This window comes from Scytonema hankhaensis NUACC26, from assembly GCF_045865695.1.
Taxonomy (GTDB): Bacteria; Cyanobacteriota; Cyanobacteriia; order Cyanobacteriales; family Nostocaceae; genus Scytonema.
On sequence record NZ_BAACAP010000230.1, the window covers coordinates 66871 to 92922 of the forward strand.

At 40.2% G+C, this 26052-nt stretch carries 21 protein-coding genes and 1 tRNA gene; 10 read left to right on the top strand and 12 right to left on the bottom strand.

Features of this window, described 5'->3' with window-relative positions:
• Window positions 1-120: 120 nt before the first annotated feature.
• Window positions 121-1650, bottom strand: coding sequence for a photosystem II chlorophyll-binding protein CP47 (psbB, locus tag ACKTT2_RS34975; RefSeq protein WP_407895479.1), 1530 nt, complete (start codon window positions 1648-1650; stop codon window positions 121-123).
• 267 nt (window positions 1651-1917) lie between these two features.
• Window positions 1918-2250 carry a hypothetical protein gene (locus tag ACKTT2_RS34980; protein WP_407895481.1) on the bottom strand — a complete coding sequence of 111 codons (333 nt, stop codon included), beginning with the start codon at window positions 2248-2250 and terminating at the stop codon, window positions 1918-1920.
• Between the two features lie 592 nt (window positions 2251-2842).
• Between ACKTT2_RS34980 and ACKTT2_RS34985 the strand changes: the two genes are divergently transcribed.
• The 3 genes from ACKTT2_RS34985 to ACKTT2_RS34995 all read left to right on the top strand — a co-directional run bounded on the left by ACKTT2_RS34985 (window position 2843) and on the right by ACKTT2_RS34995 (window position 6648).
• The gene (locus ACKTT2_RS34985) at window positions 2843-4489 is read left to right on the top strand and encodes an ABC transporter substrate-binding protein (RefSeq protein WP_407895484.1); all 1647 of its coding nucleotides are present in this window, start codon (window positions 2843-2845) and stop codon (window positions 4487-4489) included.
• Window positions 4490-4640: 151 nt separating this feature from the next.
• On the top strand, window positions 4641-5666 hold the full coding sequence (locus ACKTT2_RS34990) for an ABC transporter permease (RefSeq protein ID WP_407895486.1): 1026 nt from the start codon (window positions 4641-4643) through the stop codon (window positions 5664-5666).
• Between the two features lie 817 nt (window positions 5667-6483).
• On the top strand, window positions 6484-6648 hold the full coding sequence (locus ACKTT2_RS34995) for a hypothetical protein (RefSeq protein ID WP_407895488.1): 165 nt from the start codon (window positions 6484-6486) through the stop codon (window positions 6646-6648).
• A 121-nt stretch (window positions 6649-6769) separates the two neighbouring features.
• Here ACKTT2_RS34995 and ACKTT2_RS35000 read toward each other — a convergent pair whose 3' ends face one another.
• Window positions 6770-7141 (bottom strand): TSUP family transporter, encoded by a 372-nt coding sequence (locus tag ACKTT2_RS35000; RefSeq protein ID WP_407895490.1) that lies wholly within the window; start codon window positions 7139-7141, stop codon window positions 6770-6772.
• Between the two features lie 271 nt (window positions 7142-7412).
• The gene (locus ACKTT2_RS35005; RefSeq protein WP_407895492.1) at window positions 7413-8393 is read right to left on the bottom strand and encodes an acetamidase/formamidase family protein; all 981 of its coding nucleotides are present in this window, start codon (window positions 8391-8393) and stop codon (window positions 7413-7415) included.
• Window positions 8394-8622: 229 nt separating this feature from the next.
• Here ACKTT2_RS35005 and ACKTT2_RS35010 point away from each other — a divergent pair, with 229 nt between their 5' ends.
• The 4 genes from ACKTT2_RS35010 to ACKTT2_RS35025 all read left to right on the top strand — a co-directional run bounded on the left by ACKTT2_RS35010 (window position 8623) and on the right by ACKTT2_RS35025 (window position 15291).
• Window positions 8623-9057, top strand: a complete 435-nt coding sequence (locus ACKTT2_RS35010; protein ID WP_407895493.1) for an immunoglobulin domain-containing protein — start codon at window positions 8623-8625, stop codon at window positions 9055-9057.
• Window positions 9058-9190: 133 nt separating this feature from the next.
• On the top strand, window positions 9191-10630 hold the full coding sequence (locus ACKTT2_RS35015; RefSeq protein WP_407895495.1) for a site-specific integrase: 1440 nt from the start codon (window positions 9191-9193) through the stop codon (window positions 10628-10630).
• A gap of 630 nt (window positions 10631-11260) precedes the next feature.
• The gene (locus ACKTT2_RS35020) at window positions 11261-12814 is read left to right on the top strand and encodes a DNA primase family protein (protein WP_407895496.1); all 1554 of its coding nucleotides are present in this window, start codon (window positions 11261-11263) and stop codon (window positions 12812-12814) included.
• A gap of 347 nt (window positions 12815-13161) precedes the next feature.
• The gene (locus ACKTT2_RS35025) at window positions 13162-15291 is read left to right on the top strand and encodes a competence protein CoiA family protein (RefSeq protein ID WP_407895497.1); all 2130 of its coding nucleotides are present in this window, start codon (window positions 13162-13164) and stop codon (window positions 15289-15291) included.
• A 256-nt stretch (window positions 15292-15547) separates the two neighbouring features.
• Here the strand turns inward: ACKTT2_RS35025 and ACKTT2_RS35030 are convergent, their stop codons facing one another.
• A complete protein-coding gene (locus ACKTT2_RS35030; RefSeq protein ID WP_407895498.1) occupies window positions 15548-15733 on the bottom strand; it encodes a hypothetical protein in 186 nt (61 codons plus the stop codon).
• A 217-nt stretch (window positions 15734-15950) separates the two neighbouring features.
• Here ACKTT2_RS35030 and ACKTT2_RS35035 point away from each other — a divergent pair, with 217 nt between their 5' ends.
• Complete coding sequence (locus ACKTT2_RS35035) at window positions 15951-16301, top strand: hypothetical protein (RefSeq protein ID WP_407895499.1); 351 nt, start codon at window positions 15951-15953, stop codon at window positions 16299-16301.
• Window positions 16302-16641: 340 nt separating this feature from the next.
• Window positions 16642-16797 (top strand): hypothetical protein, encoded by a 156-nt coding sequence (locus ACKTT2_RS35040; RefSeq protein ID WP_407895500.1) that lies wholly within the window; start codon window positions 16642-16644, stop codon window positions 16795-16797.
• A gap of 421 nt (window positions 16798-17218) precedes the next feature.
• Here the strand turns inward: ACKTT2_RS35040 and ACKTT2_RS35045 are convergent.
• A tRNA-Val gene (locus tag ACKTT2_RS35045) sits at window positions 17219-17292 on the bottom strand.
• An 89-nt stretch (window positions 17293-17381) separates the two neighbouring features.
• Entirely contained in the window at window positions 17382-18716 is a 1335-nt protein-coding gene (locus ACKTT2_RS35050; RefSeq protein ID WP_407895501.1) for a hypothetical protein, read from the bottom strand.
• 223 nt (window positions 18717-18939) lie between these two features.
• Here ACKTT2_RS35050 and ACKTT2_RS35055 point away from each other — a divergent pair, with 223 nt between their 5' ends.
• Window positions 18940-19728 carry an SDR family NAD(P)-dependent oxidoreductase gene (locus ACKTT2_RS35055; protein WP_407895502.1) on the top strand — a complete coding sequence of 263 codons (789 nt, stop codon included), beginning with the start codon at window positions 18940-18942 and terminating at the stop codon, window positions 19726-19728.
• Window positions 19729-19768: 40 nt separating this feature from the next.
• Here ACKTT2_RS35055 and ACKTT2_RS35060 read toward each other — a convergent pair whose 3' ends face one another.
• The 5 genes from ACKTT2_RS35060 to kaiC all read right to left on the bottom strand — a co-directional run bounded on the left by ACKTT2_RS35060 (window position 19769) and on the right by kaiC (window position 25872).
• The gene (locus ACKTT2_RS35060) at window positions 19769-20548 is read right to left on the bottom strand and encodes a photosystem II electron transport protein, Sll1252 family (RefSeq protein ID WP_407895504.1); all 780 of its coding nucleotides are present in this window, start codon (window positions 20546-20548) and stop codon (window positions 19769-19771) included.
• A 120-nt stretch (window positions 20549-20668) separates the two neighbouring features.
• The gene (locus tag ACKTT2_RS35065) at window positions 20669-21175 is read right to left on the bottom strand and encodes a hypothetical protein (protein WP_407895506.1); all 507 of its coding nucleotides are present in this window, start codon (window positions 21173-21175) and stop codon (window positions 20669-20671) included.
• 60 nt (window positions 21176-21235) lie between these two features.
• A complete protein-coding gene (locus ACKTT2_RS35070; RefSeq protein ID WP_407895508.1) occupies window positions 21236-21631 on the bottom strand; it encodes a hypothetical protein in 396 nt (131 codons plus the stop codon).
• Window positions 21632-21929: 298 nt separating this feature from the next.
• The gene (locus ACKTT2_RS35075) at window positions 21930-24203 is read right to left on the bottom strand and encodes a TolC family protein (RefSeq protein WP_407895510.1); all 2274 of its coding nucleotides are present in this window, start codon (window positions 24201-24203) and stop codon (window positions 21930-21932) included.
• A gap of 106 nt (window positions 24204-24309) precedes the next feature.
• Window positions 24310-25872 carry a circadian clock protein KaiC gene (kaiC, locus tag ACKTT2_RS35080; RefSeq protein ID WP_407895512.1) on the bottom strand — a complete coding sequence of 521 codons (1563 nt, stop codon included), beginning with the start codon at window positions 25870-25872 and terminating at the stop codon, window positions 24310-24312.
• Window positions 25873-26052 lie beyond the last annotated feature (180 nt).

The following is a 26052-nucleotide window of genomic DNA, read 5'->3' on the forward strand; positions in this document are numbered from 1 at the left end:
CTGCCTACTTACCCACCGATTACTACCTAATATCATACCAAGCTGTGGGAAGGAATGGTTAAAGAAACTGGGCTGAGGGCATTGGTCTTTTTCCTATACCCATGCCCTTTGCCCTGTTCCCTATGCTGCTTCCTTCTTACGGGTTGACAAGTCACCCACTTTGGCGAATACACCAAATTCGACTTGTTCTTCGATGTCTGAGTCTATACCAGCAAATACATCTCGGTAAATTGTCCGAGAACCGTGCCAAATATGACCGAAGAAGAACAACAGAGCAAAGACAGCGTGTCCAAATGTAAACCAACCTCTGGGGCTGGTACGGAATACACCGTCAGAGTTTAAGGTTTCTCTGTCGAATTCAAAAATTTCTCCACCTTGAGCCTTACGCGCCCATTTCTTCACTTCAGCTGGGTCATCAAATGTTTCACCATTTAAATCTCCACCGTAGAAGCTGACGGTAATGCCAGATTGCTCAAAGCTATTTTGTGATTCAGCCCGACGGAATGGAATGTCAGCACGAACAATCCCATCTGCGTCAGTCAATATGACAGGGAAGGTTTCAAAGAAGTTGGGGAGGCGACGTACTGTCAACTCTCTACCTTCTGCGTCTTTGAACACAGCATGACCTTGCCAAGACTGGGCAATACCATCACCCTTGTCCATTGGACCTGTACGGAATAGACCGCCTTTGGCTGGGCTATTACCGACATAATCGTAAAACGCGAGTTTTTCAGGAATTTGCGACCAAGCTTGAGAAAGGCTTGCACCTTGAGCTAGGTCTGCTTGTACCCGGCGATCGATCTCTTGTCTAAAGTAGCTCTGATCCCACTGATAGCGGGTAGGACCGAATAATTCGATTGGGGTTGTAGCGTTACCGTACCACATGGTACCGGCGACAACGAATGCGGCAAAGAATACAGCAGCGATACTGCTAGAAAGTACAGTCTCAATGTTACCCATCCGTAGGGCTTTATAGAGCCTTTCAGGAGGTCTAACTGTCAAGTGGAACAAACCAGCAATAACACCAACAATACCAGCAGCAATGTGGTGAGCGACTACACCACCAGGGTTAAATGGGTTAAACCCGTCGGGTCCCCACTCCGGCGCGACTTGCTGGACATGCCCCGTTAAACCGTAGGCATCAGAAACCCACATTCCAGGGCCAAATAACCCAGTTAGGTGGAAAGCACCAAAACCAAAGCAAAGTAAACCGGATAAGAACAAGTGAATGCCAAACATTTTTGGCAAGTCAAGAGCGGGTTCACCAGTGCGGGGATCTTGGAATAATTCCAAATCCCAGTAAACCCAGTGCCAAACGGCAGCTAAGAATAGCAAACCAGAAAGAACGATGTGAGCAGCAGCGACGCCTTCAAATGACCAGAAACCAGGGTCGTAGCTAGGAGCGCCAATAACGTTCCAACCGCCCCAAGAGCCAACTACACCCAAGCGTGCCATGAAGGGCAACACGAACATGCCTTGACGCCACATAGGGTTAAGAACTGGATCGCTGGGATCGTAAATGGCTAATTCGTACAATGCCATTGAACCTGCCCAGCCTGCCACCAAAGCTGTATGCATCAGGTGTACAGAAATCAGTCGCCCTGGATCGTTCAGAACGACTGTGTGTACTCGGTACCAGGGTAGTCCCATCGACTACGCTCCTCCTCGATGATTTTTGTTTACAAAGTCAAGTTTTCAGTTTTTGTTATCGCTAAGCGGATACTGATCTACCACTTTGTCTTATAAGTTAGACATTGCGGTTCTTGACAATTGGTGTAACCACTACTTTGGAGTATGACTCCGTATGGCTACAGTTGCCAAGAGAAAAATGAGAATGTTTAAAAAAGTGTAACTTTTGATGGAGCTCTTTGCAAGCGTATTGGTTGGGGATTGATCCGAGTCCCCAATCCCCAATCCCTAAACCACAGCCTCAAGACTCTGAAGCTGACACCGAGCTGATGCTGTTCCCAAACGTTCTATAACTTGTTCGGCACTAATTAATCGCTTGAGCACAACTTGACCTATAGATTGTCCGGCTCGTCCCACTTGCACTTGTGCTGTTGGCATCACCTCTACCATGAGAACCGTGTCCTCTACTTGATAAAGCCACATCATCTCGTTTTGTTCTACTAAACAGATATTCAATTGGTGAATATCCGGTTGACGACGCCATGCGGACACCTGCCATTGTCCATCAGATGCCCATACTCTGCCAACTGTCCAACCTTCAGATAAAAAGAAGTACTTCACAATATTTTACTCTCTCACTATTGGACTCTAAATTGCTTGTTGCTGAATATTCCTGTAGCACCAGTTAGTACTATACAAATCTTAAGATTTGTGATAAAACCATACCAACCTAATCTTTAAAGTATATGTAGAGATTAAGTGTAGCCGAGATTGTACTTAGACTAGGTATTTGTCCCCGTGTTCGGTATGCACCAGATTAATATATTTTCAGACGATCGCTGTTTTGGCTACGGGACAAGATTAACAAACTACTGTAATAAGATTTGTTAATTTCATACAAATTTAAACATTTTTTCTATGAGAAGTTCATGTTTTTTTATTACACCATTTTCAGGAATGGACAATACTTGGCAAGCGATCGCATAGATAGTTCGGGAATTCGGTCAACTAACTGTAATTTGTCACAAAAGTATTGGGAACCTCAAACCTTACCCTTTGGTCTAACAATTTTTATTTCTGCTACATTCGCCCAGGCGAACCAGATCTCCGACTTCTCAAAGAAGTCAGGGACTTAATAAGCTTCGTTTTCTTTATGGCAATTAGCTAAATATGTAGTAAAATATCTGACCACTTAGTTTACAAGACCAATGCTATGACCTGGTTTTCTTTCTCTGCAAGACAGTGGAATCGAATAGCTAAATTTGTTTCTCTGTTTTGTGTATGTTTGCTTTTAGTTGTGAGTTGCGCTAGGGGGCAGCAAACAACTTCATCTGGTTCTGGAAATACCCCTAGTGGAGATGGTCGAATTACTGTTGGTACTAGTCTAAAACCACGTACCCTCGATCCGGCTGATGCCTACGAAATAGCATCAATTGGGTTATTTTATAACATGAGCGATCGCCTCTACTACTACGAACCAGGAACTACCAAAATTACACCGCAGCTAGCGACTGCATTACCTAAAGTTAGCCAAGATGGATTGACGTACACGATTCCACTGCGCCAGGGTGTAGTGTTTCACGATGATACGCCTTTTAACGCACAAGCAATGGCGTTTAGTATAGAACGCTTTATGAAGAATGGAGGTAAACCTTCTTTCTTACTAGCTGATGTGGTAGATACGGTAAAAGCTACAGGCGAGTATGAATTAACGATAAAACTGAAAAAACCATTTGCGGCTTTTCCATCACTCCTCGCATTTCCTGGGGTATGTCCTCTTTCACCAAAAGCTTATGAACTGGGTGCAGGAAAATTTAAGCCCAATATATTTGTTAGTACTGGTCCTTATAAATTAGCGCAATATGGTACAGATTCCTTAAGATTTGACGTGTTCGATAAATATTGGGGAAACAAACCAGCTAATAAAGGAATTAATTTACAAATTCTTACGAGTCCCGCTAACTTATTTAACTCTTTCCGGACTGGTGCAGTGGATGTTGCGTATTTATCATTAGAACCCGATCAAATTCGGAGTTTAGATGAGAGTGCTAAAAAAGGAGATTGGCAATCAATTGAAAATCAAAGTAGTGTTGTTACTTATTTAGTGTTAAATCGCAATCAAAAACCTTTAGATAGACCGGAAGTTAGACAAGCGATCGCATCAGTTATCGACCGTCCTGTTATTAACGAGCGAGTTTTGTTTAATCAAGCCAAACCGCTTTATAGTATGATACCTACAACATTTGATGTTTCCCAACCATTATTTAAAGATAAATACGGTGATGGTAATGTAGAGAAAGCAAAACAATTGATAACAGCAGCTGGTTTTTCCCAACAAAATCCCTTACGAGTTTCTCTTTGGTATCCTTCTAGTTCCCCCACTCGGAGTTTAGCCGCAGAAATTTTGAAAGGTTATGCTGAAGAAAAAATGGATGGCTTGCTGCAATTTGAAATCAATACAGTAGAAGGAGCAACCTTCTTTAAATCCATATCAAAAGGACTGTATCCAGCAGTTTTACTTGACTGGTATCCCGATTTCATAGATGCTGATAATTACATTCAACCTTTCCTAGAATGTCCCAAAGGTTCGGATACTGAGGGATGCAAACAAGGAGGAAGCCAGACTTTGGGATCTTTCTACTATAGTGAAAAGATCAACAAACTTATCGAACAACAACGTAAAGAGCAAAATCCTGAAGCTCGTAAGAAAATTTTTGCAGATATACAAGCACAGGTAGCCGCCGATGTTCCATATGTTCCATTATGGCAAAACAAAGATTACGCATTTGCCAGAAAAGGAGTCAGTGGCATAGAACTCAACCCCAACCAAGTTCTCGTTTACGAAACAATTAAGAAATAGGGAATGGGGACTGGGGATTGGCAATTGGCGACTGGGAACTAGGACGAATGATTAATGCTCAATGCCCATTGCCCCTTATCCCCAAAGGGGATCCCGAGTTCCCCAAGCCCTAATCCCCAAGCCCTAATCCCTAATCCCTAATCCCTAACCTATGTCTAGATCGAAAGCTTTACAATACTATATTATTGCCCGTCTGCTCCTAGCACCACTTATGCTATGGACAGTAACAACAGTTGTATTTCTTTTACTGAGATCCACTCCTGGAGACGTAGCAGACGCTATTCTTGGTGGACGTGCGCCAGAAAGTGCGAAAGAGGAATTACGCAAACAACTAGGTTTAGACCTTCCTATATGGCTACAGTACTTTAACTATATGGGACAATTGCTCCGTTTCGATTTAGGATCTTCCTTGACAAGTCGCGGACAATCTGTGTGGGAAGTCATTTGGCAACATTTCCCAGCAACAGTAGAATTGGCGGTTTGTAGCATGACAGTTGCCTTAGTCGTTGGAATTGGAGTTGGTACTCTTTCGGCTTCTCGTCCCGGAACAGTTTTAGATGCTGGGGGAAGATTGTTTGGCATTATCACTTACTCGCTACCCATGTTTTGGGCTGGGATGGTTCTGCAACTGATTTTTGCAGTGCAGTTGGGATGGTTTCCTTTTGGAACTCGTTTTCCTTCGACTCTACCAACTCCAACACCGATCGTTGGTTTATATACTATCGATAGTTTATTAACTGGAAATCTCAGCCAATTTTTTGCAGCTTTACATTATCTTGCTCTTCCGAGTCTTACTTTAGGAATTCTGTTAAGCGGTATTTTTGAGCGAATTGTGCGTGTGAACTTAAAGCAAACCTTACAAGCAGATTACGTGGAAGCCGCTAGGGCAAGAGGTATTCCTGAGAAGAAAATTTTAGTTTCCCATGCTTTGAAAAATGCACTCATTCCCGTTATTACAGTTTTAGGATTGACCTTTGCTTCTCTGTTAGGTGGAGCTATTTTAACTGAAGTCACATTTTCTTGGCCTGGATTGGCAGGAAAGCTCTATGAAGCAATCTCTTTGCGAGATTACCCCACAGTACAAGGAATTCTTGTATTTTTTGCAGGAATTGTCGTCATTGCTAGCATAGTCATTGATATATTAAATGCCTATGTAGATCCACGAATTAGGTATTAAGTCCAAATACACAGCCTTTTCCTATTTGAACATAAAAGAAACATTTGTGTGTGAATAACGTCTATGTATGGTACGATGCTCTACTTGTAGCGAGCGCGGTTCTATGTGGATAGAGAAAACCCTCCTCGGACGGAGTGAGGTGTGAGAAGTGCAGGCACGACGTTCGTTGTCGTGCCTATCTTAAATTTACTAAGAGTTAATTCCTATTATCTCTTAAAATAAAGTATAAAGAATTACTTTATATTTAGCAGTCCACTTAAGGAGAATTATTGATTGAAAAAGCTCTTGTATTATTTAATGAAATTTCAACTAAAATTAATCTTATCTTGATGTCAGAATCTTCCCAAGCTTTGGTGCGTTTACTAATATTTTAGAATACATTTCAATAAATTCGTCTGATAACTTAACTAGGTAGTCACTACTTACCACATATAGCAATCCTATCTGATTTCTGAAAAAATCCCAGTACCGTAGGGTGGGCAATGCCCACCAATAGAGTTTCGGTGGGCATTGCCCACCCTACTACTACTACGTATATTTCAAAAATCAAATAGGAGTCATATAGCAATCCTAAATCATTTATAAACAATTTTAGGTACTGTAGGGGAGCCACCCTCGTGCGCGAGTTCCCCCGCGACCAGAGGAGTAGTGGTGGGCTTTAGCCCTACCTACATATGTTTTATAAATCAAACAGGATTGATATATAAATAAAAACAGATAACTGTTAAATAAGGTTTTGTAGAGGCCACATTAGTATTTGTAATTATTTGAACGAGTTTTTGATAACAACTGATTGTTCACTTTTACACTCTATCTTATGATACTGGCAATTCCTTTTAGTATATTATTTGTTTTGCTTTTGATAGGATTAGTCATCCCAAAAGGCTACACAACTTTAACCATAAAAAAAGCAAAAGATAAAAACCATCCTACTTGGTTAGAATCAGCTTCTTACATAATTGGAAAATATGAAGAAGATTAGGAATTTTGCATTTTTAATTGAAAGAGCATGAACTATGTAATTGCGATTTTAAATCCAAAATTGTTGTAACAAGAGGGTGAGTTTTCTCACCCTAGAAACTCAACATAATTGTTAGCTATTGTTAACGCACAAATAAATAGCGCAAGCCAATGAGCAATAAAAAAATTCCATACATTTTTTTCATAGTTTCACTACTTATATAGGGTTGATTGGCAAATAAAGCTCCAAAAAAATTCCCCACTATTAGACCCAACGCAATAAGTAGTGAATACTTTATATTTAAATTGCCATTTCGATAATAGACTAATGCGGCTAAAATCCCAATTGGCAATACTTGAGCAGCGATAGAAGTCCCAGTAGCAAATTTTTGCTCCAAACCTAACAACAGCACCATTGCAGGTACCATAATTGCACCGCCTCCAATGCCAAACATACCGCCAGCAACGCCAGCAGCAAAACCAATAACCAATAATTGGATGAGAATATTAGACATAAAATCTGGTTGGTAGATGACTCATATTACTCTAATCATAAACCGCAATTATTCCTACTCCCTTAGAGGATGTTTGAAAAGTCATGATTGATGTATCAAATATTTTTTACCCCTCCCTAACCGTAACCGATGTATTGGGGAGGGAACCGAATTTGTATTGTTTCCCCCCTTTACAAGGGGGGATTAAGGGGGGTAATAATGTGATAAAAATCACAACTAACCACTTTTCAAACAACTTCTTAGGATTGCTATAGTTGTTCGCGAACTGGTATTACCTATGTGACCAAGGAAAGAAAAAATCTTTAGGTAGAATTGACTTAGGTAGCATTCCATGAACGCCTTTTTGTGGATTATTAACTACTTGAGTAATCCGAAAATTCACAGCCAAACTACATAAGATGTAAGCATCTTCAGGCGTCAAATGAACGAAACATTCTAAGAAATGAATCATATTTTTTAAAGCCAGTTCTAATGATTCATCTAATGTTTCACCAAATCCCATTGTAATAATATCTGTGTGGGTTTCAGCAATTGGTATTGTCAGTTGCCAATTCTTGTAAAGTTTTAATTGAATAGTGCCATTCATTGAAGTTTCAATTGCCGTAACATTAACTTCACCATCACCTTGTGCAGAATGACCATCCCCAATAGAAAACAATGCACCTGGAACAAAAACAGGTAGAAATATTCTAGAACCAGTTTGGAGTTCTCGATTATCAATGTTACCACCATAGCAACCAGGAGGAACTGAACTTCGAGATGAATCTGATGTGGCGACACCGAGGATTCCAAAAAAGGGTTTGAGGGGAATTTTGATACCGCTACTGGGAGGATATTCTGCAATCTTGTTCTCCAAATCGAGAGGTATAAATCTTAAAGCAGATTGATGGAAGAGGTGCGGTAAAGCCCCCCAACCTGCACGAATAGCATTAAAACCTACAGGTAAGCTTGGTGTAATTGTTTCTAACTTCACTTCCAACACATCCCCAGGTTCTGCATCCCGCACATATATTGGTCCTGTTAGTAAATGCGGTCCTGCTGCAATTTTGCGTTCTGGTGGAAGATTGTGACAAATGTCGAGGAATCCTGGTGTCAAAAATTCTGGTGGTGCTTTGTCATAAATGTAATAACCAGAATAAGTTTCTACGTCAATCGTATCACCAGAATCAATTGTTAGGGCTGGTTGCAAAAAGTGAGAGAATCCACCTAAATGTACGGTTTCCTTTGTGGCTTTGAGAATGTGGTGAGCCATGGTTGTAACCAGCCGATCGCACTAAGATTTTCTAGATCGCATTATAAATAAAATGCTTGCACTTCTATTAAGAAAATTTATCAATATAGCAATCCTATTTGATTTGCGAAATACAGCTTGGGTGGGCTTGCATTCACTGTTTTATCCAAGGATTTACTGAAGGGCAATATAGCGACCGCTTACAATTTAATCGTAAGCACATTATCCTGAATGTTTCAGCACGTTTAATATGACTGATGTGAATCCCGATCGCATAACTGGAAGCATTATGCTCGCAGTACAGCCTCAAGACAACGGACAGTACATTTGCCAGATCTCATCGTCTCTGGTTAATTTTCCCAGAGAAAACTTGCAATGCTATGGTCAAACAAAGGAACACGCGATTGCCATCGCCTTAGAACAACTAGCTGATGAGTATCGCCGGATGGCGGAAGAACGACAAAATATAGATTGGGACTTAGTGGAGCGATCGGAGTCTGGAGAACCAATTCCGAAGCGTTACCACGTAATTCTACACTACGAAAGCATTGCAGAGGAAGAATCGAAGTTTGAGGCAATGCACAATACAATTATGGGAAATACGGTAGTGGAGAATGCTAAAATCACCGTTATTGAGATCGATCCAGATATCCCAATCGACCCGTTACATCGAGATTGGGATTGATTAGACTAGTACGACTTAAAATGGACGTAACTGGACTCGAACCAGTGACCAGACGGAACTAACATCTTAAAGACTTGCTATCTCCTGGTTTTCTCTCAAAAACGGTTATTCGACCAACAGGATTGAGAGAAAAGTGAGAGAAACTTTTACAGCAGCAAATATCCAGTCACATTTAATCGGGTATGAACGCTTACTAGCACTCTTCAAAGAGATTCAGAAGCAAACACCCAAAGGTGTAGGACTGAAACGGGAAGTCAAAACATCTGGTACATATGTACTACTACAGTTTAAGATTGGTGATAAACGAACTGCCAAGGCTTGCAATTGTGACTTCACTGAGATAGGGATAGTCAAGGCACTAGAGAAAGCACACAAGGTCAGTGAAGCATTGACTAAATTTAGCAGTGAAGTAGAGTTTTGGGCTTGGTATGACGAAACTATTCTAGAGAAGAACGTTGTCAAGAATGACCTGATTACATTTGGTGAAGCTATCAAGTTAGTAGAAGATAATTACTGGAATAGCTACACCAAGAAGCGTCAACAGCGAGATAGAAACAACCCTAGCCATCAATCATGTTGGTATGAAGTTTACTATTGTTTCTACAAGCTGCTACCATCAGAAAACTCAGTAAATTTAACTGATATTATGACAGTCATTAGCACTAAGAAACGAGGTGCTAAGAGTTACAAACTTTGCATTTGTGCTATGAAAAAACTATGTGAAGTTATAGGGAATGACAAGCTACGCGATGAGTTGAGCAAGATCAATGTAACTCAAACGAAGTTTAGAGAAGATTTACAAAGTATTTCGCTTGATGACTACCTGAGATTCAGAGATTCGGTCTTGGATATTCCAGTCAAGGACAAACGATACAATCTTGAATCTAGAAATGGATGGTTATTTGTATTCTCAATGCAAGTGATATATGGATTGAGAGTTAACGAAGTGTTTGCAGTTCAGAATATTGACAAGCTATTCAAAACCAAGGATGGAGTAACAATACCAGCATTAAATGCCCCAAATAACCGAGATATGGTAGCAGTTGTGGGGAATGAGACAAATTTAGGTACTACTACTAAAACTGGTTATCGACTAGCTGTTCCGTTAATTCCACCGACTCATCCTGATTTGATTGAGAAGTTAGAGATTAAGTCTGGAAAACTACCAAACATTAACCCTGAAAGTAATAATCCTGAAACCATAGCTAAAAAGCACGCTAAAGAAGCTCATACAAGATTGGTTAAATGGGCAAAGCAAATAGGATTCACTCAAACTCATGCCTTACGTCACCTAGCTAACCTCAATGGGATGATGGCGGGAATACCGTTAGAAAAAAGAGCTATGTCATTAGGTCACAGTCCTACAATGAATGACACAGTGTACAAGAAACGCCAAACCACTAAGACTAGACTCGATTTACTAACACAGTCCACTAACCAAGCGATTCCGTTACAATCAGCAGTTGCTATAGCTCAAAAGCTAGGATGTACTGATGAGAAGTCAATCAAATTACTAGCTGCAATATACAACGTGTATGAAGATGAGATAACTAGGATAGTGCTAGTACGCTAACACAGGTAAAAGTAACAGAGTTATAACAGCATTCATCATACTGGCACGAACAACGCTTATCTAACATACCGTAGCAAGGGGTAGAAACATACAATACTATCCCTTGTTCTTATGCTATGTAACAGCACACAACCATACTGCATATAACTAACATAACTCTCACTGCGATCGCAACTGGTAATTGATAACGCTATTAACGAACACATTGTTTATCGACAACAACGAACTACGTTTTCATTAATCACAATCAACATAGGGTTTTATAACGCTGCAAATCACCTATTTATATAACAACGAACTATATCTATTGATTCATAGCAGTCAACACACGTTTTGATAGCACGAACATCGTACAGGATATAACAACAGTATGATTTGTGGCAATGAACTAGCTGTTCATTGACATATAAGTCAATATCCAATTTTAGTGACACTTTTTTCAGAAAAGACTTATTTAACAAATCTAGCCATTTCATTTTTACCGTGTTACGTTTGATTGGTTTGGTTACAAAGTATATCGAAATATATAGAGAAGAAATACTAAATCTGTATGAAGTATTGGTACTTTGCATTCTTTATTGTTTTGATTATTTGAGCCTATCAAATTCGCAACTTCAGGACAAAATAGAGATGATTAACAAAAGTGTAGACAGCTTTGATGATAAACAAAACTCAGAAATTATGGATTGTTTACAGGATAATTACGCTTCAACGCCGCTATTATTGCCAGAGAGTGAGCCAGTTCACTATCCACAAAAATATAATGCTGGAATTGCCAATACCTCTCAGGAGAAATCAGGCGGTTGTCCAGAAGCCGATATTCTTGGTAAAGAGATAGCTGAACAATACAGAGGTAAATTGATATTTAATATTGAGACTAACTGTTGGATGTATTATGAATTGGAAAAATCCTCCGGTATTTGGAGTAAAGTCCATGACTATTATCTTGAGGGAATAGTCAATCAAGAGCTAGAACAAAGAAATATTACAGGTTATGGTTCTTCTAGCTATATAAGTAACATCATCCATAAAATGAGAGTTAAATTGATGGAGAGAAATTGGGTAGAAAAACCACCTACAGAGTTACTTCCATTTCAGAATTGTGTTCTGGAAATAGCTACAGGAAAAACTCTTAAGCATTCACCAGCTCATCGATTTACTTGGTGTTTGCCACGTGAATTCGATAACTCTAGTAATGAGTTTCCACAGATTGATAAGTGGTTGAATGAGGTAACCAACAACGAACCATCAATCAAAGAAATATTACTATGTTATTTGGCTGCAATTCTAAAAGGTCGTGCCGATCTCCAACAGTTCTTGCATCTACTTGGTTCTGGTGGCACGGGTAAAAGTACATTTGTTCAACTTGCACAATCTTTGATAGGCGATCGCAACGTATGTACAATGACTTTAGCAGAGTTATGTGGACAGCGATTTTCAGCAGCAAATGCTTTCAAAAAAAGGTTAGTAGTATTTCCAGACCAAGATAGGTACAAGGGAGACTTGCAAAAATTCAAATCGCTCACAGGACAAGACATGATTTCGGCAGAAGAGAAAGGTAAACCAGGATTTGAATTCAAATTTGATGGTATGGTCATCATGGCATCAAATGACCTGGTGTTTGATACTCGTAACTCATCTTGGTTGACAAGGAGACACATTTTAGTTTCCTTCAAACACACTGTAGACAAAACAAAGCGTAGAGATTTAGAAAAAGAGTTTCAACCTGAGTTAAACGCATTAACTCAATATTTACTGGCTATCCCTGATGAAACAGTTACTCAAGTATTGAGGAATGCAGCCGATAACCCAGAACTTGCTCAACATAGTTTGGAGCAACAATTGACTAGTAATCCTATGGCTGTTTGGATTGATGAGTGCGTTATCCGAGAGGAAAAAAGTAAAAGTCCAGTAGGGAATAATAAAGAAGACACCAAAACTCTATTTGGTAGCTATACACAATGGTGTCGTAAGTCTGGTAGTTATGCTCAAAGTTCGCCTAATTTTAGCCCCAATCTACTGAATTTTTGCAACTCTATTATGGGATGGAAGGATGTAGAAAAAGTTCGTAGTAACAAAGGTTATTGCATTCAGGGCTTGAGATTGCGGGAACCTGGTAAGGACGATGATCTGCCTTCACCACTAGCAGGCAGTGTAGAGTCAAACCTACACAGTGAAGGGTAGAGTGTAGTACCACAATTCAGTCAGGGTAAGCATTGTGTAGGTTGTGTAGGGTTAGAGTATTATTCCTTTTATATTTATTAAGGAATGATGCTCTAACCTGGAAATAAAATCAGAAAATTACGTATAGATATATCAATAATCCTACACACTTTACACAACTCAGTCAGTATAAGGGTTTAAACACTACACCAAAGTCTACACAGTGTAGTGTCAATCCTACATATCCAAAGCAAGTAACGAAGTACTGTTTATTCATTTCCTTGAACTGTCGATAGCCTGGGTTAATACTGGCATTTCAAAGAAACGTGTGTTATAAACAACATAAAATTTGACTGTATCAATTGGATATGGATTACGCAATCTCAATGAAGTTAGGTGGCGAAAGAGTTTATGCAGATAAATGCGATTTTCATTCCTATAACGATTTAAAGTTACGTTGTCCTGTATGTGGAGAACCTGTTTATCTAAAACAAGGTGAGTATAGAAAACCTCATTTCGCTCATATTCATGCCACTAATGCTAGACAAGTGGAGCAATGTGAACTGAGAGTATCATCATTTGGTAATAGTACAGCAATCAGTAACTTCATTAAAGATAGAGGACAAAGGCTAGAGATATTTCAAAAGAGCTTCTTAAGTATGATTGCTATTGGAAAAGAGAAAATTGTTGATGATGGGAAATTTAATAATTGGATTCGTGCAGTAAAATCTTACAATAATCAAACAATGGATAGCATTACAAATGCTTGTACAAGATATTTTCTAACTCATCACAAGCAACTGGAGGCAACATATAATCTTACTATTCTTCACAAAGAAGTAAAAGATGCTCGAACTTTACTGCAACAGCAAATAGCTCTAGAAGCAATAGATTACTTGTGTGTCAAGTCTAGCTTGAATTTGTTGGAGTACCTACTACATTACAGCATTTACAAACTATACGAACATGAACAAGATAAGCTGTTCAGACAAAAGATAGGAAGAAAAGATATAGATGTTATTTGTCAGTTCACAGCCAAAGTAATTGTTTCCACTTCTTGGGTAGAACAATTTAATTCTGTAATAAACATAAATAGAGATGTTGCTAACGTTCAACTTCCAATAATTAATAATCAGTTAGAAGAAATGCATCATGAAGACGAGCAACATCATCTAGGCAATGACAAGCTGAGTGCCGATCAACAGGATGAATTACACGATAAAAAGAAGAATATCAAAACTCTTCTTTCAACAGTGCGTAAGCATACTAGAAGACTCAATCCTGATATGTTGGATTCGGTATTGGTTGAAATCAGTTCAGCAATCACTGAATACCTAGTACAAAACAACGTATCCCGTAGTGATATCGTAGGTATGATGCAAAAACTTACCTATGACAACTACATCAAGTTGCGAGACAAGGCAATAATTCACCATAATGGTAAAGATAGTAGTCAACTGAGACATTTACCTCAATTAGAAAACTCATTAATTTCTGAAGAAATAGCCATTCATAGTATTGATAGCTATGTAGCCAACAACAGCGATGAATCCATCAAGATAGCCGAATATAAAGCCAAAAAAGCTTGTCAACTCGCTAGAAGTGTTATTCGTTTATATGATGAACATTTGAGTATAGCGGAAAACAGAAGACCATTGAATGAGTCAGAAGTAGGTAGGTTAGCTCTCGATATGACAAAATATTGTTTTACCACACTTGAGTTAAACAAACATGACCATCTGGCAATGTTTCAAGAATTCAAAGTCAATCTCAATAATTGGCTTAAAAATGCCGATGCAATAAAAGACAGTGATAAACGTACCAGATGGATGCAAGATAACTATCAATCCCTACCATTCATACAGTTTAGAGATACTGTGTTAGGACAGAATGATTCATGGGTAGCACTATCGCAAAAAGTTACATCGGAGGAAACAGAGCTTATTGCTATTCATTCACTAAAATATTGCGATTGTGTGTTGATGTTCAAAAGTTATCAACTAGAAATTAATCAGTATGGAATGTTGTCTCATCCTGAATGGTTAGATAGTACTCTCAGTAAATGGGGAATACAAAGGGATAATATTATTGGTTATATCGGTATCAGACACCCCAATAGTAAGATTGAGCAAATAGGTATTGTACACAAGAAACAAGTCAAAAACAAGGCTGATAAATCCACTAAAACAGTACTTTGGTACACAGAACTAGAACGCTACCAGCACAAACAAGTGAACGTGTACAAAGATACTCAACAGATGGAATACCAAGTAAAAGATAGGCTTGTGTTTGATGGTCATATACTCAAGAAAACACAAGTGTTAGTAACAGTATCCAAAACAGTACTTATTTCCGATGTACAAAGTACAAAAATAGAAGTCGATCCGGAAATTGCTTGTTTTCTATCCCTGTATGGCATAGCTCACAATACAGGAATCAAACCATCTAAACTAGTTACAATTAATGACACGAGCAAACACATTAACGTTAACTGGTAAAGTCTCACAGGTCTGAAAGTCGCACCAATGAATAAACAAGGTCAGATACTCTGGCATCCGAAGGAATCTTGTCCATTTACCATAACTGACTAACTCTTGCGATTGTAAATTTACCAGGATCGACACGCACAAAAGCTGTGATACCAGCAGCTAATTCAACTCTGTAGTAATCTTCGTTCATAACAAGAAAACCCGGCAAGTACCGGGTGTGATTTACATGATGCAATTGATGGGAGAGGTAGAAAAACAAGCGAAGCTAGTGCCGTCCACCTCCACGTTTACCTGCGACTATCTGACGCTGCAACACAGCTTTGATTAATGCTCTTTTTCTACCATCCGGTATATCCTGCATCTTGATTTGCGCGATCGCTGCTGCTACAGGACTGTAGGTTATTTCTGAAACTTCAGGGGTAGCGATCGCAGTGCCTAGACTTTCTGTCATTATAGTTATGCTCCTTTGTCTGTCTACTATACGCATGGGAGTTACCTCACAACAGGTGATGACTGATGTGAGGAAGTCTCTGAGGGGTGTTGACGCACTCCCCAGAGAATCAACAGTTTATGCTCAAAAGCAATAGTACAATAAAAGTCACAATTTTGATACCAAAAGGAAACCAAATAGAGGTAAATTGGTATCATATTGAATTTTTGATAGCACAATGGTCAAGAAACGCGATCGCAGGTTCCCGGTCAATCTACCTATAGTCAAAGAGATTCGCTTATCTCTATGGGGTCATACCAGAGGTGTATCAAAGACTCGAATGGCTGAGGCAATTTTGATTGACAGAGTGAGTAATGCTGATAATTGGAATGAGGTTTGTAAAGATTTACGTCAAGAAGCAGCAATTCGTAAAATCACAGTAGAAGAACTGATAAAAGAAATACTCAAAGCTGACGGATACGAAGACTCAGTTGATATCGATAATGTTGATTGGTCTTGTTTGCTGAATAATCAGGAACCAGAAATTGAGGAAACAGAAGAGGAAGAAAGTGATATAAGGGATTCTTAGCTCCAAACTGATATTTAGCAAACACCGCTATTTATGTTTCTACCTCTGACAAGTAATAGTTTTGTAATCCAAGTGTTATCCTACTGCAATTAACAAGTAACTATCACTATAGGTATGCAATCGCGATCGCACTGAGAGCCAACTTTACTAGAGCTAATCAATGGAGGTACTAGTATACAGGCTTCTGTAACATTTCCATAGTTGATACTTCAATTGATCTGGTCGCACCTCGTTCTATATACCGTAGTGCCAGTATAATACCTAACAATTGTTAAGCTTTTAGTTTTATCTTCGATCGGAGAATAGAATCATATTGTTCACATACTCATAACAAAAACAAATGTCATTCTTAAATGATACTGATAACAATGACGACTATGAAGATCGAGACTTCCCAAAAAACGATTACGAACAAAACAACGATGACAATGGTGACGAAGACAATGAGGACTGGAGCTACCTAGAATTTCTCATTGATGAGGTAGTGAACTCATAAACAAACACGACACTCAATACCGTTACTTAATCACACAGGTGGTAGAACACATTTTTCTACCACCTGTTTGTTGCTACAGTGACACTACTGTCAACACTTGCCTCTAGAAACCTCTGTAACTGTCCATCTGAAGCTATTGTGGTTTGATACCTGAAACTCAAAACAGAGGGGTTACAGGCTGATGTAGCACGAGTACATATCTAAATTGAGCATATCAACTTATCAAATAGGTTAGTCGGATAGCTATAGGAATAGCTTATTAATTTGCTGATGAGTGATAAATATCTCTCAAGTCGAGTTAATACCCCTATTTACTGTTTTCGGGATACATTGGATTGAGGTGAGAGAAAATTGAGAGAAAACAAGTTGGTTGGGGCGCTACGTTGACATCGTAGCAAGCGTTGGTAAGGACATTATAAAATGGACGTAACTGGACTCGAACCAGTGACCTCTACGATGTCAACGTAGCGCTCTAACCAACTGAGCTATACGTCCTTAAGGACTTGAACGAGTATAACACGCCGTTTTCTAACTTGGCAAGTCCAATCATAACAGTGACCAGTGACCATGAGAGGTAAACGGGGCTATTTTGCCTGGATTTGCTTGAGTTTATTGTTCGCTGAAGCTATTAACTGTTGGGCATCCGCGTAACCAGTAGTCCCTGGTTTAACAGTTTTCAACTGGTTGATAACTCCTTGGATCTCAGCTTTTAGCTGATTGGGTGCTGAGGGAGGGGAGGCAATCAAGCTCTGAATTTGTTCGTTTGCTTGCTTGAGAATTTCTTTTGACTCGCTTTCTGTTTCTCGTCGGAGTTGCACAATTCCTAAGTTTGTTTGATACTGTGCCAGTAGCTTTTGCGCTTCTAAATAATTAGGTTCATTGACTTTAATATCTTCAAGTCGGTTAATTGCCTCTGTCCACAAGCGTTCTACTTGCTGCCACTTTTGTGCTGGATGTGGAGGATTTTGTGATGCTTGTGCCGCTTGTAATGCAAATACTTTTGCAGCTTCTATTAATGTACCTGTTTGACCGTTATCGGTATCGATAACAGCAACGGTAAACTCTCCAAAATCGCGCTTGTAAGCAATTAATTTTGTTTGTGCTTGTTCTCCTGCTAATGTTTGTTTGGGAATCTGCTCTAAATGGTCAATTTCTTTTTGAATTGAGGAGCGCGACTTCTTCTGATCTTGTACAGTCTTCGCCTGCTCGTACTCTTGCTTGGCAACCTGAAGCGCTTGTTCCGATCGTTCCAAAGATTTAAAAGCATTTTCTTCTTGAAAAACCACGGCTTCCATACGTGCTATATGACGTCGAGCTTGCTCAAACTCATCTAGAGTGAAACGCCAAGTGCAACTGAACAAACTACAATAAGCTTCGGGATAGTATCCCAAAAACCATATTGGTAAGTTATCGAGGTGATGTTGTCCTTGTTTGACTTTGCCTGCACCTAGCTTAATATCATCTAAGCTGGTAGCTTTGTTAACCAATTGGTCTGCTTGCTCAACAGAGTTCATTGCTCCTTTATAGTGATAATCCATACCTATAAAACTAGGTAATAGAAGTATTGGCGCACTTCTAGCAACTGGCCAGCGAATCATGGGATAGGGCAAATTAACCGCCCACAGTACTCCGGCTGCACTTGTCATCAGGATGGCTACCCATTTGACTTTACTGAAAAAGCCCGATGGTTGATTTGCTCTCACAGCTTGTTTTAAAACCTTTTCGCTGAATTGCGGGTAGACATCTATCACTGCCTCTCGAAGTTCATCAAAATCTGCTGGTTCGCCTTTTTCGTGACGAAGTTTTTCCAGACGCTTCATGCAAATTTGTCGCTCTATTCTGCTCACTTCATCATTGCTACTACATCTTTTAGCTTCATCACGCAAGATTCTAAAGGCTCGATTGTTAAGACGGTACATATAAATATTTGGTATATATTAAGCTTAGTCTTCCCATTTTTCAAAGAAAAAATACAGTAGGGTGGGCATTGCCCACCAATATCAAATGGTGGGTAATGCCCACCCTACGGGGAAATTTATGAGCGATCGCAATCTTTGAGGTATATAACTCTAGATGGTTAAAACTTGTTTTTCGTATTGTTAGTATCTATAAAATGGTTAAAAAAATATTCTAAGCTCTAAAATGTCTACTGCTTTAATTACTGGTGCTTCTGGTGGGATTGGTAAAGCTTTTGCAGAGGAATTAGCAGCCCGCAATATGCATCTTGTTTTAGTTGCTCGTTCGGAAGAAAAGCTGAACCAATTAGCTAAATACTTACAAGAAAAACATAATATTCAAGTAGATATTATTACTGCGGATCTCACAGAACCTGGCTCAACTGATACTGTTTTCAATACAGTCACTCAAAAGGGATTAACAGTAGATATGTTAGTTAACAATGCGGGTTTTGGGGACTATGGTGACTTTACTAAACGAGATAGAGAACGACACCTCAAAATCCTACAGTTAAATGTTCTGGCATTAGTCGATCTAACTCATAGATTTTTACAAGGAATGCGGCTACGCGGTTCTGGAAGTATTATTAATGTCTCTTCTCTTTCCGCGTTTCAACCAATACCATATGTTTCTGTTTATTCAGCTAGCAAAGCGTTTATTCTCAATTTTAGTCAGGCACTTTGGGCAGAAAATAAACCTTATGGCGTGCGCGTACTAGTAGTTTGTCCGGGACCAGTTGAGACAAACTTTTTTGCCGAGGCTAAATTTCCCCAAGTCTTAGCAGCTAAAACTAGTGGGATGTCAACTTCTGAAGAAGTGGTGCGCGAATCTTTAAAAGCTCTAGAAAGGGGCTATTCTACTGTCGTTATTGGCGGTTTTAGCACTCACTTTATTAGCAAATTTGCCCGCTTTGTTCCTCGTCAAACTTTGCTTTTTTTCTTGGAAAAACAGTTTAAGCAGAATTATGAATTATAAATTATGAATTATGAAAATTTCAGCATTCATAATTCATAATTTACATGAACCTCGTCAATTGCACTCGATAGCGGTCTTTTTTGGTTACAGCAATTTCTCCAACTTCTAGTCTTCCCTTGCTGCGTATAGCAATTAAGTCCCCTGTCTTAACTTGAGCACTCGGTTGAGTGACTTCTCTCCAATTGACACGGACATCTCCACCATCAATTAACTCAACCATCTTGTTACGGGACATTCCAAAACCAGCAGAGGCGATCGCATCTAGTCGCATGGAAGCTTCAACTGTTGTCAGTTCCTTCTTCTTGGGTTCTCTAACTTTCAACTCACTAAGATCCACAGGCTGAACTTTTACAGGAACCGATCGCACTTGCTTGAGATTCATATCTAAAAATTCTACCAACTCCGGCACAACAATAACTTGTGCTCCGCGTTCGCCCAACACAATAATATCTCCCGTTTTTTCACGGACAATTCCAGTTCCTAGCATTGCGCCAAGAAAATCGCGATGAGTGGCTGTATCAAAGAGAAAATTTCCTGCTATGTCTAAAGCAGTAACCGCGACTTGCGATCGCTCTAGGGGTATTTCCGAACGAGAAATAGCGACTCTTTGACGTTCGGCTTGTGGATATCCACCCCAAGCCACCAACTGGACTTCTGTTAAACGGCTAAAACTCTGCTGAACTTCAGCTAACTCTGGTGGCGAGAGAAAGTCGCTACAGACGACTTCCCAAGTCTTAATCGCTTGTTCCGCTAAATCGATAACACGAGCTACGCTATCTCGATTTTCAATTCCTTTTAATATTTCTTCTCTTGGTAACATTATGAAAAGTTATTTATAAAGTAAATTTTAAATTGCCAAATGTATTGTATGGGTTGGGTGGAACGAAATAATACCCAATAATTCGATGAAATGTTGGGTTTCGTTCCTCAACCCAACCTACTAACGAATTGTTGAATCCGCATAGTCTTGAATGTTTTCTGGTTCAAACGGACGCAAGACACGATTTGCTTTACGAATTATATTTTCCGGACCTTGAACGACAATTAAGTATTTGCCAGCGTTTAAACGGTTGCGGTAAGGTAAAGCGTCACCACTCCCGAAAACTAAACCTGCTCCTCCACCCACAAATACACTACCCATACCACCAGCAACAGCACCTAATAGTCCGCCAATAATGTGATTGCCAATCGCGCCCGCCCAAGCAAAGGTGTCTAAACCAGTAAGAACACTAAAACCAGTACCAGCAAAAAAACCAAATGGTACTAGCCAATATGCCATAAATGTTGCCTGCTTTTGGGCTTGCTCGTTAGGATCGATTAAGCCAAACTCATCGGCACTTTTATAACCTTTACCTAAAATTGTAGCTTTTATGTCCTCTTTTTCTAAAGCAACAGACGCTGCTTCTGCCTGGATGCGATCTGGTAAAACAGCAACAAGGTAATTCATGTTCTAAAATTAGGTTTAATAATTCTACTCTTATAAACAGCTTACCAGTAGTGGTGTTTTCTACGATGTGATGGGGTTATCGGTTACTAAGTCAAGGGGTTCGCAAAAATTGTTTACACCTTGTTTTAATACGTACATTAAAAGTGGTGTCGCTAGCATTCCAGGAAATGTTGGCATTGTTTTTAGATGAGCTAGCATACTTGAAATAGAGTCATTGAGTAAGTCGTCTCGAAACTCTTGTTGACAAATTACAGAACGCCATCTCTTAGCTAAATCTTCCAACCACTCGGAATTAGCGATTTCAGGTTCTTGACCGGAGCGAATTGCCAAGGTCATCGCTGCATCTTCTAAATCCCCCTCACAGTCCTCAATTAAGTCCAGTGTCTCCATTGCTATGGGGTCTTCTGCTAATTGCGATCGAAATTGTGCAATTTCTTTTGCTGTAACTTTTGTCATCAGAGTTATATTTACCGGGCTAAAAATGACACTATTCTATGATGGTATTGTAGTTTAGATGAGGGAGTAGGGGGTAGGGAGTAGGAAATGTTCTTTGATACGTGAAGACGCGCCATAGCGCGTCTTTACAAAAAAATGATTTGTTAGGGATATCCAAGAAATAGATTCTTCGGAATTGTGGGGCGGGCGTCCTCGCCTGCCCTCTCGCTAACGGGCGGGACGCCCGTTCCACAAGAAATTTTTCAAATCCCCTACTTTATAAGTGGGGATCAACTGGTCACTGTTCACTGGTCACTGGTCACTGATTTCTACTTGCTCTTGCAGTGATTGCTCTCTGTAAGCGAGCTAGAGAACGATTATATTCCAAAATGGCTTGCGATCGCTGACCTTCCGATCTGGTTAAGTCGTTTTCAGCATCAATGACTTCAGTTTGAGTCCCTACACCTGCTTGAAAGCGCAAACGTGCTAGACGAAGGGCTTCTCTCGATTCATCTACAGCAGTGGTTGCTGTTTGAACGTTGTCTAGGTTAGCTTGCAAATCTGAGTATGCTTGTTCGACTTCAAAGCGGATTTGGTCGCGCCGATCGGCAAATTGATTTTCAGCAATGCGGATGTTCACTCTTTGCTGATTAGCCCTGGCTCTTGCGGCTCCTCCGTCATACAAGTTTAAGCTGGCGTTGACGGCTAAGGAGTAGTTATCCTGAATACTTTGATTATCGTCAAACTGGTCTGTGGTGTTATATCGAGCTACTAAACTCAATTGAGGACCAAGCCGTGCTAGTTCCAATCGCCGTTGTTGCTCGGCTATATTGCGTTGTGCTAGGCTCTGTTGCAGTTCGGGGCGGTTTTGAAACGCTTGCACAATAGTTTGGTCTAATGGGATATTCCACAAACCTGCCAATTTTACAGGGTCTGCTGCACTAATATCAATTCCTTGCCCTAAACTTAAGGTCTGTGCTAGCTGACGGCGGGCAATCCTCTGTTGCGATAGAGAATTTGTGAGCTGTTGTTGGGCGTTTGAGAGGTTAACCCGCGATCGCAAAACATCGAAGCGAGTACTAACACCAGCCCGTTCTAGAGCTTCAGCATCTCGCAAACTGGCTTGAGCGTTTGTCACAGCAGACTGGTTGATACGAACGTTTTCATCAGCCTGTTGCAGGTCGTAGTATTGAGTCGTGACATTGAGACGGATCGTTTCAGATTGGGCTTCCACCTGAAATTCAGCCGATCTTAATTGTTCCTCTGCTGCTCTAATACTAGCTCCTCGGCTTCCTGAAGTGTAGATATTGTATTGTATTTGTGCGCCCGCTCCAAAGCTCGTACTTGAGCTTTGGTTCTGAAGCAGAGGATTTTGCTGTCGCTCTGCAAAACCCGGACCGCTCCTGGTAATATCAGCGCTCAAACCAGCGGAGGGAAGCAAAGCAGCTTGCGCTTCTCTAACAGTAAATCTGCTTTGTTCCAACCTGAGTAAATCCTCTTGTAAATTGCGGTTATTGCGTCGCGCCAGTTCTATAGCTTGATTTAGCGTGATAGGCTGAGTTCCTCGAATCCTAACTTCTTCTGGCTTTGTTGGAAACTGCAAAGGATTTGGGTTGGGATTGAGATAATCGGGAACTTGTATGAAGCCTCGAAAAATTGAATTTGCTGGTGTACTAGGTGTAGTAGAGTTACTATTTTGCGTTACATTAACTGCTTCGCTGGGCGAGCGTGTCGTAGAAGCATCTTGCTTGACATTCACTGACTCACTAGGTGATTGAGCAGTTACCTCAGCTCGAGCTAATCGATTTACAGCCGTAGTATTTGGCGCACAGGTAGAAGATTTCAGAAGTAAAGAAGCAGAACGCCCAACCGAGGATTTTCCCGATCGCGGGCAAAATTCTACTTTCTCCAGCATTTGTGCGATTTCTAAAACTTTCCTGGTCTTAGCCGTTTCTGTAGGTTTTGATAAAACTAGTGAATCTGTATTTTTCTTCTCTGTAATGGGCTGTTTAGCAGGTAATGGTGTTTTTTCCAAGACTGAGGGAGCAGGGTTTGAGTTCTCAACAGCAGATGCGATCGCGAAGCGCAAGCCGTACTCGGCTATCGCCCTTGGCGCAAGCCGTACCTGGCTTATCTCGTTCTGTTTTGGTTCTCCCTCTGAAATAATTACTGGGTGACTTTGCTGTTGAGTATTAGAAGCAGAACGAATCTTTTTAATTAAAGCGACCTGCTTTAGGGTAGGTTTAAATTCTAAAAGTACACCTTGAACCTTCCCTGCTATTCGTCGTACTGGTACACCAGTTTTTCCGGTCAATACGACTTCACCACCATCACTTACAGACCTTACAATACCGACTGCGTTTTTTGTGGAAGGCATCCCTTGAGATGCCGCACTGTTATTAATAGCAGTCGCTAATCGAGAATTGATGTTAATTGCAACCGAAGTGTCTTCGTAGAGCGAAGAGAAGACGTTCGGCGAGGTAACATACCTCATACCAGTGGCTTGTGCAGTATTAGCTAGGATAGCTTGAGTGGATAATACTGCTACTGTCACACTGGGTAAGAAACTATAAAAAATTGTCTGTCCTTTCACCGCATCCCCTCACACAAAAATATAGCGGCAGAAACCCTTTCTCACCACAAAACAACAATATATCACGATGCTAAGTTTGAGAATCGTAATACGACGAAACCAAATTTTAGGAATCAGAACTCCGCTCGTCTTGAAAACTCTTGACAATGCGAGAAAGTTCTGCTTTCTCATCGATAGTAACGCGGGTAGGAGCACCACTGACAATCCGTTCGTAATTCCGGAAAGAATCTTTAATTTCGGGACCATCGGCTGTAATATTGTATTCGCGAATCCCTTTGTCGTGCCACGAGCCTCGCATTTTAAATACGTTAATTGCCCGCGACATTTCTCCCCGGATTTCTACATACTGCAACATTAAAATTGTGTCAGTAATTGTAGAAATATGAGAGTCTGTAATTGAGTGCGAACCCATAAACTGGTCTGTTGTATTGGTAAAGAAGCCTGTAATTTCTTCTTGCTTTGCGTAACCTGTCACACCAATGACAAATTGGCGGAATGCATTATTGCTTACCCCTCGTGCTAAAGCGGAAAGAGAGTCAATGGCAATACGCGACGGTTTAAACTCAGCAATTTCTGACTTTATAATCTGCAAGTGGTCTTCTAAACCAGTTGACTCGGGATAAGTACAAATTATTTTTAGTAAACCTTGACGTTCTAATTCTTCAAACTCAATACCCCATGAAGAGGCATTACGGGACAACTGAGCGCGGGATTCTTCATAAGCGAACAAGATGGCTCGTTCGTTATTAATACAGCCATTTTGCAAAAATTTGCTAACCAGCAGAGTCTTCCCAGTACCCGTTGCTCCTGTTGCTAAAATAATTGAGTCTTTAAAGAAACCACCTCCACACATTGCATCTAAGGTTTTAACTCCAGAAGAGACTCTCACATTAGAAGACCGTTGAGTTAAGCGCATTGCTCCTAATGGGAAGATATTTACTCCTTCATTCGTGATTGTAAAAGGATATTCGCCCTTCATATGTGTTGTACCGCGCAATTTGAGAACTTCAATTGTGCGACGACGGCGTTCTCCTTCTAAAACATTCCGTACAATCACCACATTATCAGAAACAAATTCTTCTACACCAAAACAAGCAACTGGTCCGTATTCCTCAGTTCGCTCTGTTGTGATGATTGTGGTGACACTCAGTTGCTTAAGACGTGCAACAAGACGAAATATTTCCCGCCGTATGACTCCTACAACTTCATACTGTTGAAAGACTGCTGTTATTGAATCAATAGATACTCGTTTGGCTTTGTACTTACGTATAGCATACTGTAGGCGCTCGATCAGAGCGGACAAATCGAAGTTTCCAACTACATCTTGTCCTTCTGGATCGGGAGAAGCATCAAGTATAAATAACTTCCCATTATCAATTAAGCGTTGTAAATTCCAACCAAAAATACAGGCATTCTTAATAATATCGCTTGGAGATTCTTCAAAAGTAACAAAAACTCCTGGTTCATCAAAATAACTAATACCGTTATAGAGAAATTGAAGAGAAAATAAAGTTTTACCTGTTCCAGAGGTACCGCTCACCAAAGTAGTTCTACCTACTGGCAAACCACCATGACTCACGTCATCGAAGCCCTCTATCATAGTACGAATTTTTTCTACACCTCCAAGTGTCGGTGTTTTGCTTGGTTCTGTGTACCCTTTTTCACTCATTGTTAACAATTACAAATAGGGATGTACCCTAGCTTTTATTGATAAAGTACTTTGTTGATATTTTCTGGTTATAAGCTATCATACTTTTACTTGTAGATAATCTAAAGCTACACTAGCTAGAGAATGGGGACTGGGGATTGGCGATTGGGAAATAGGAAAGAGACATAGAGACATTTTTGT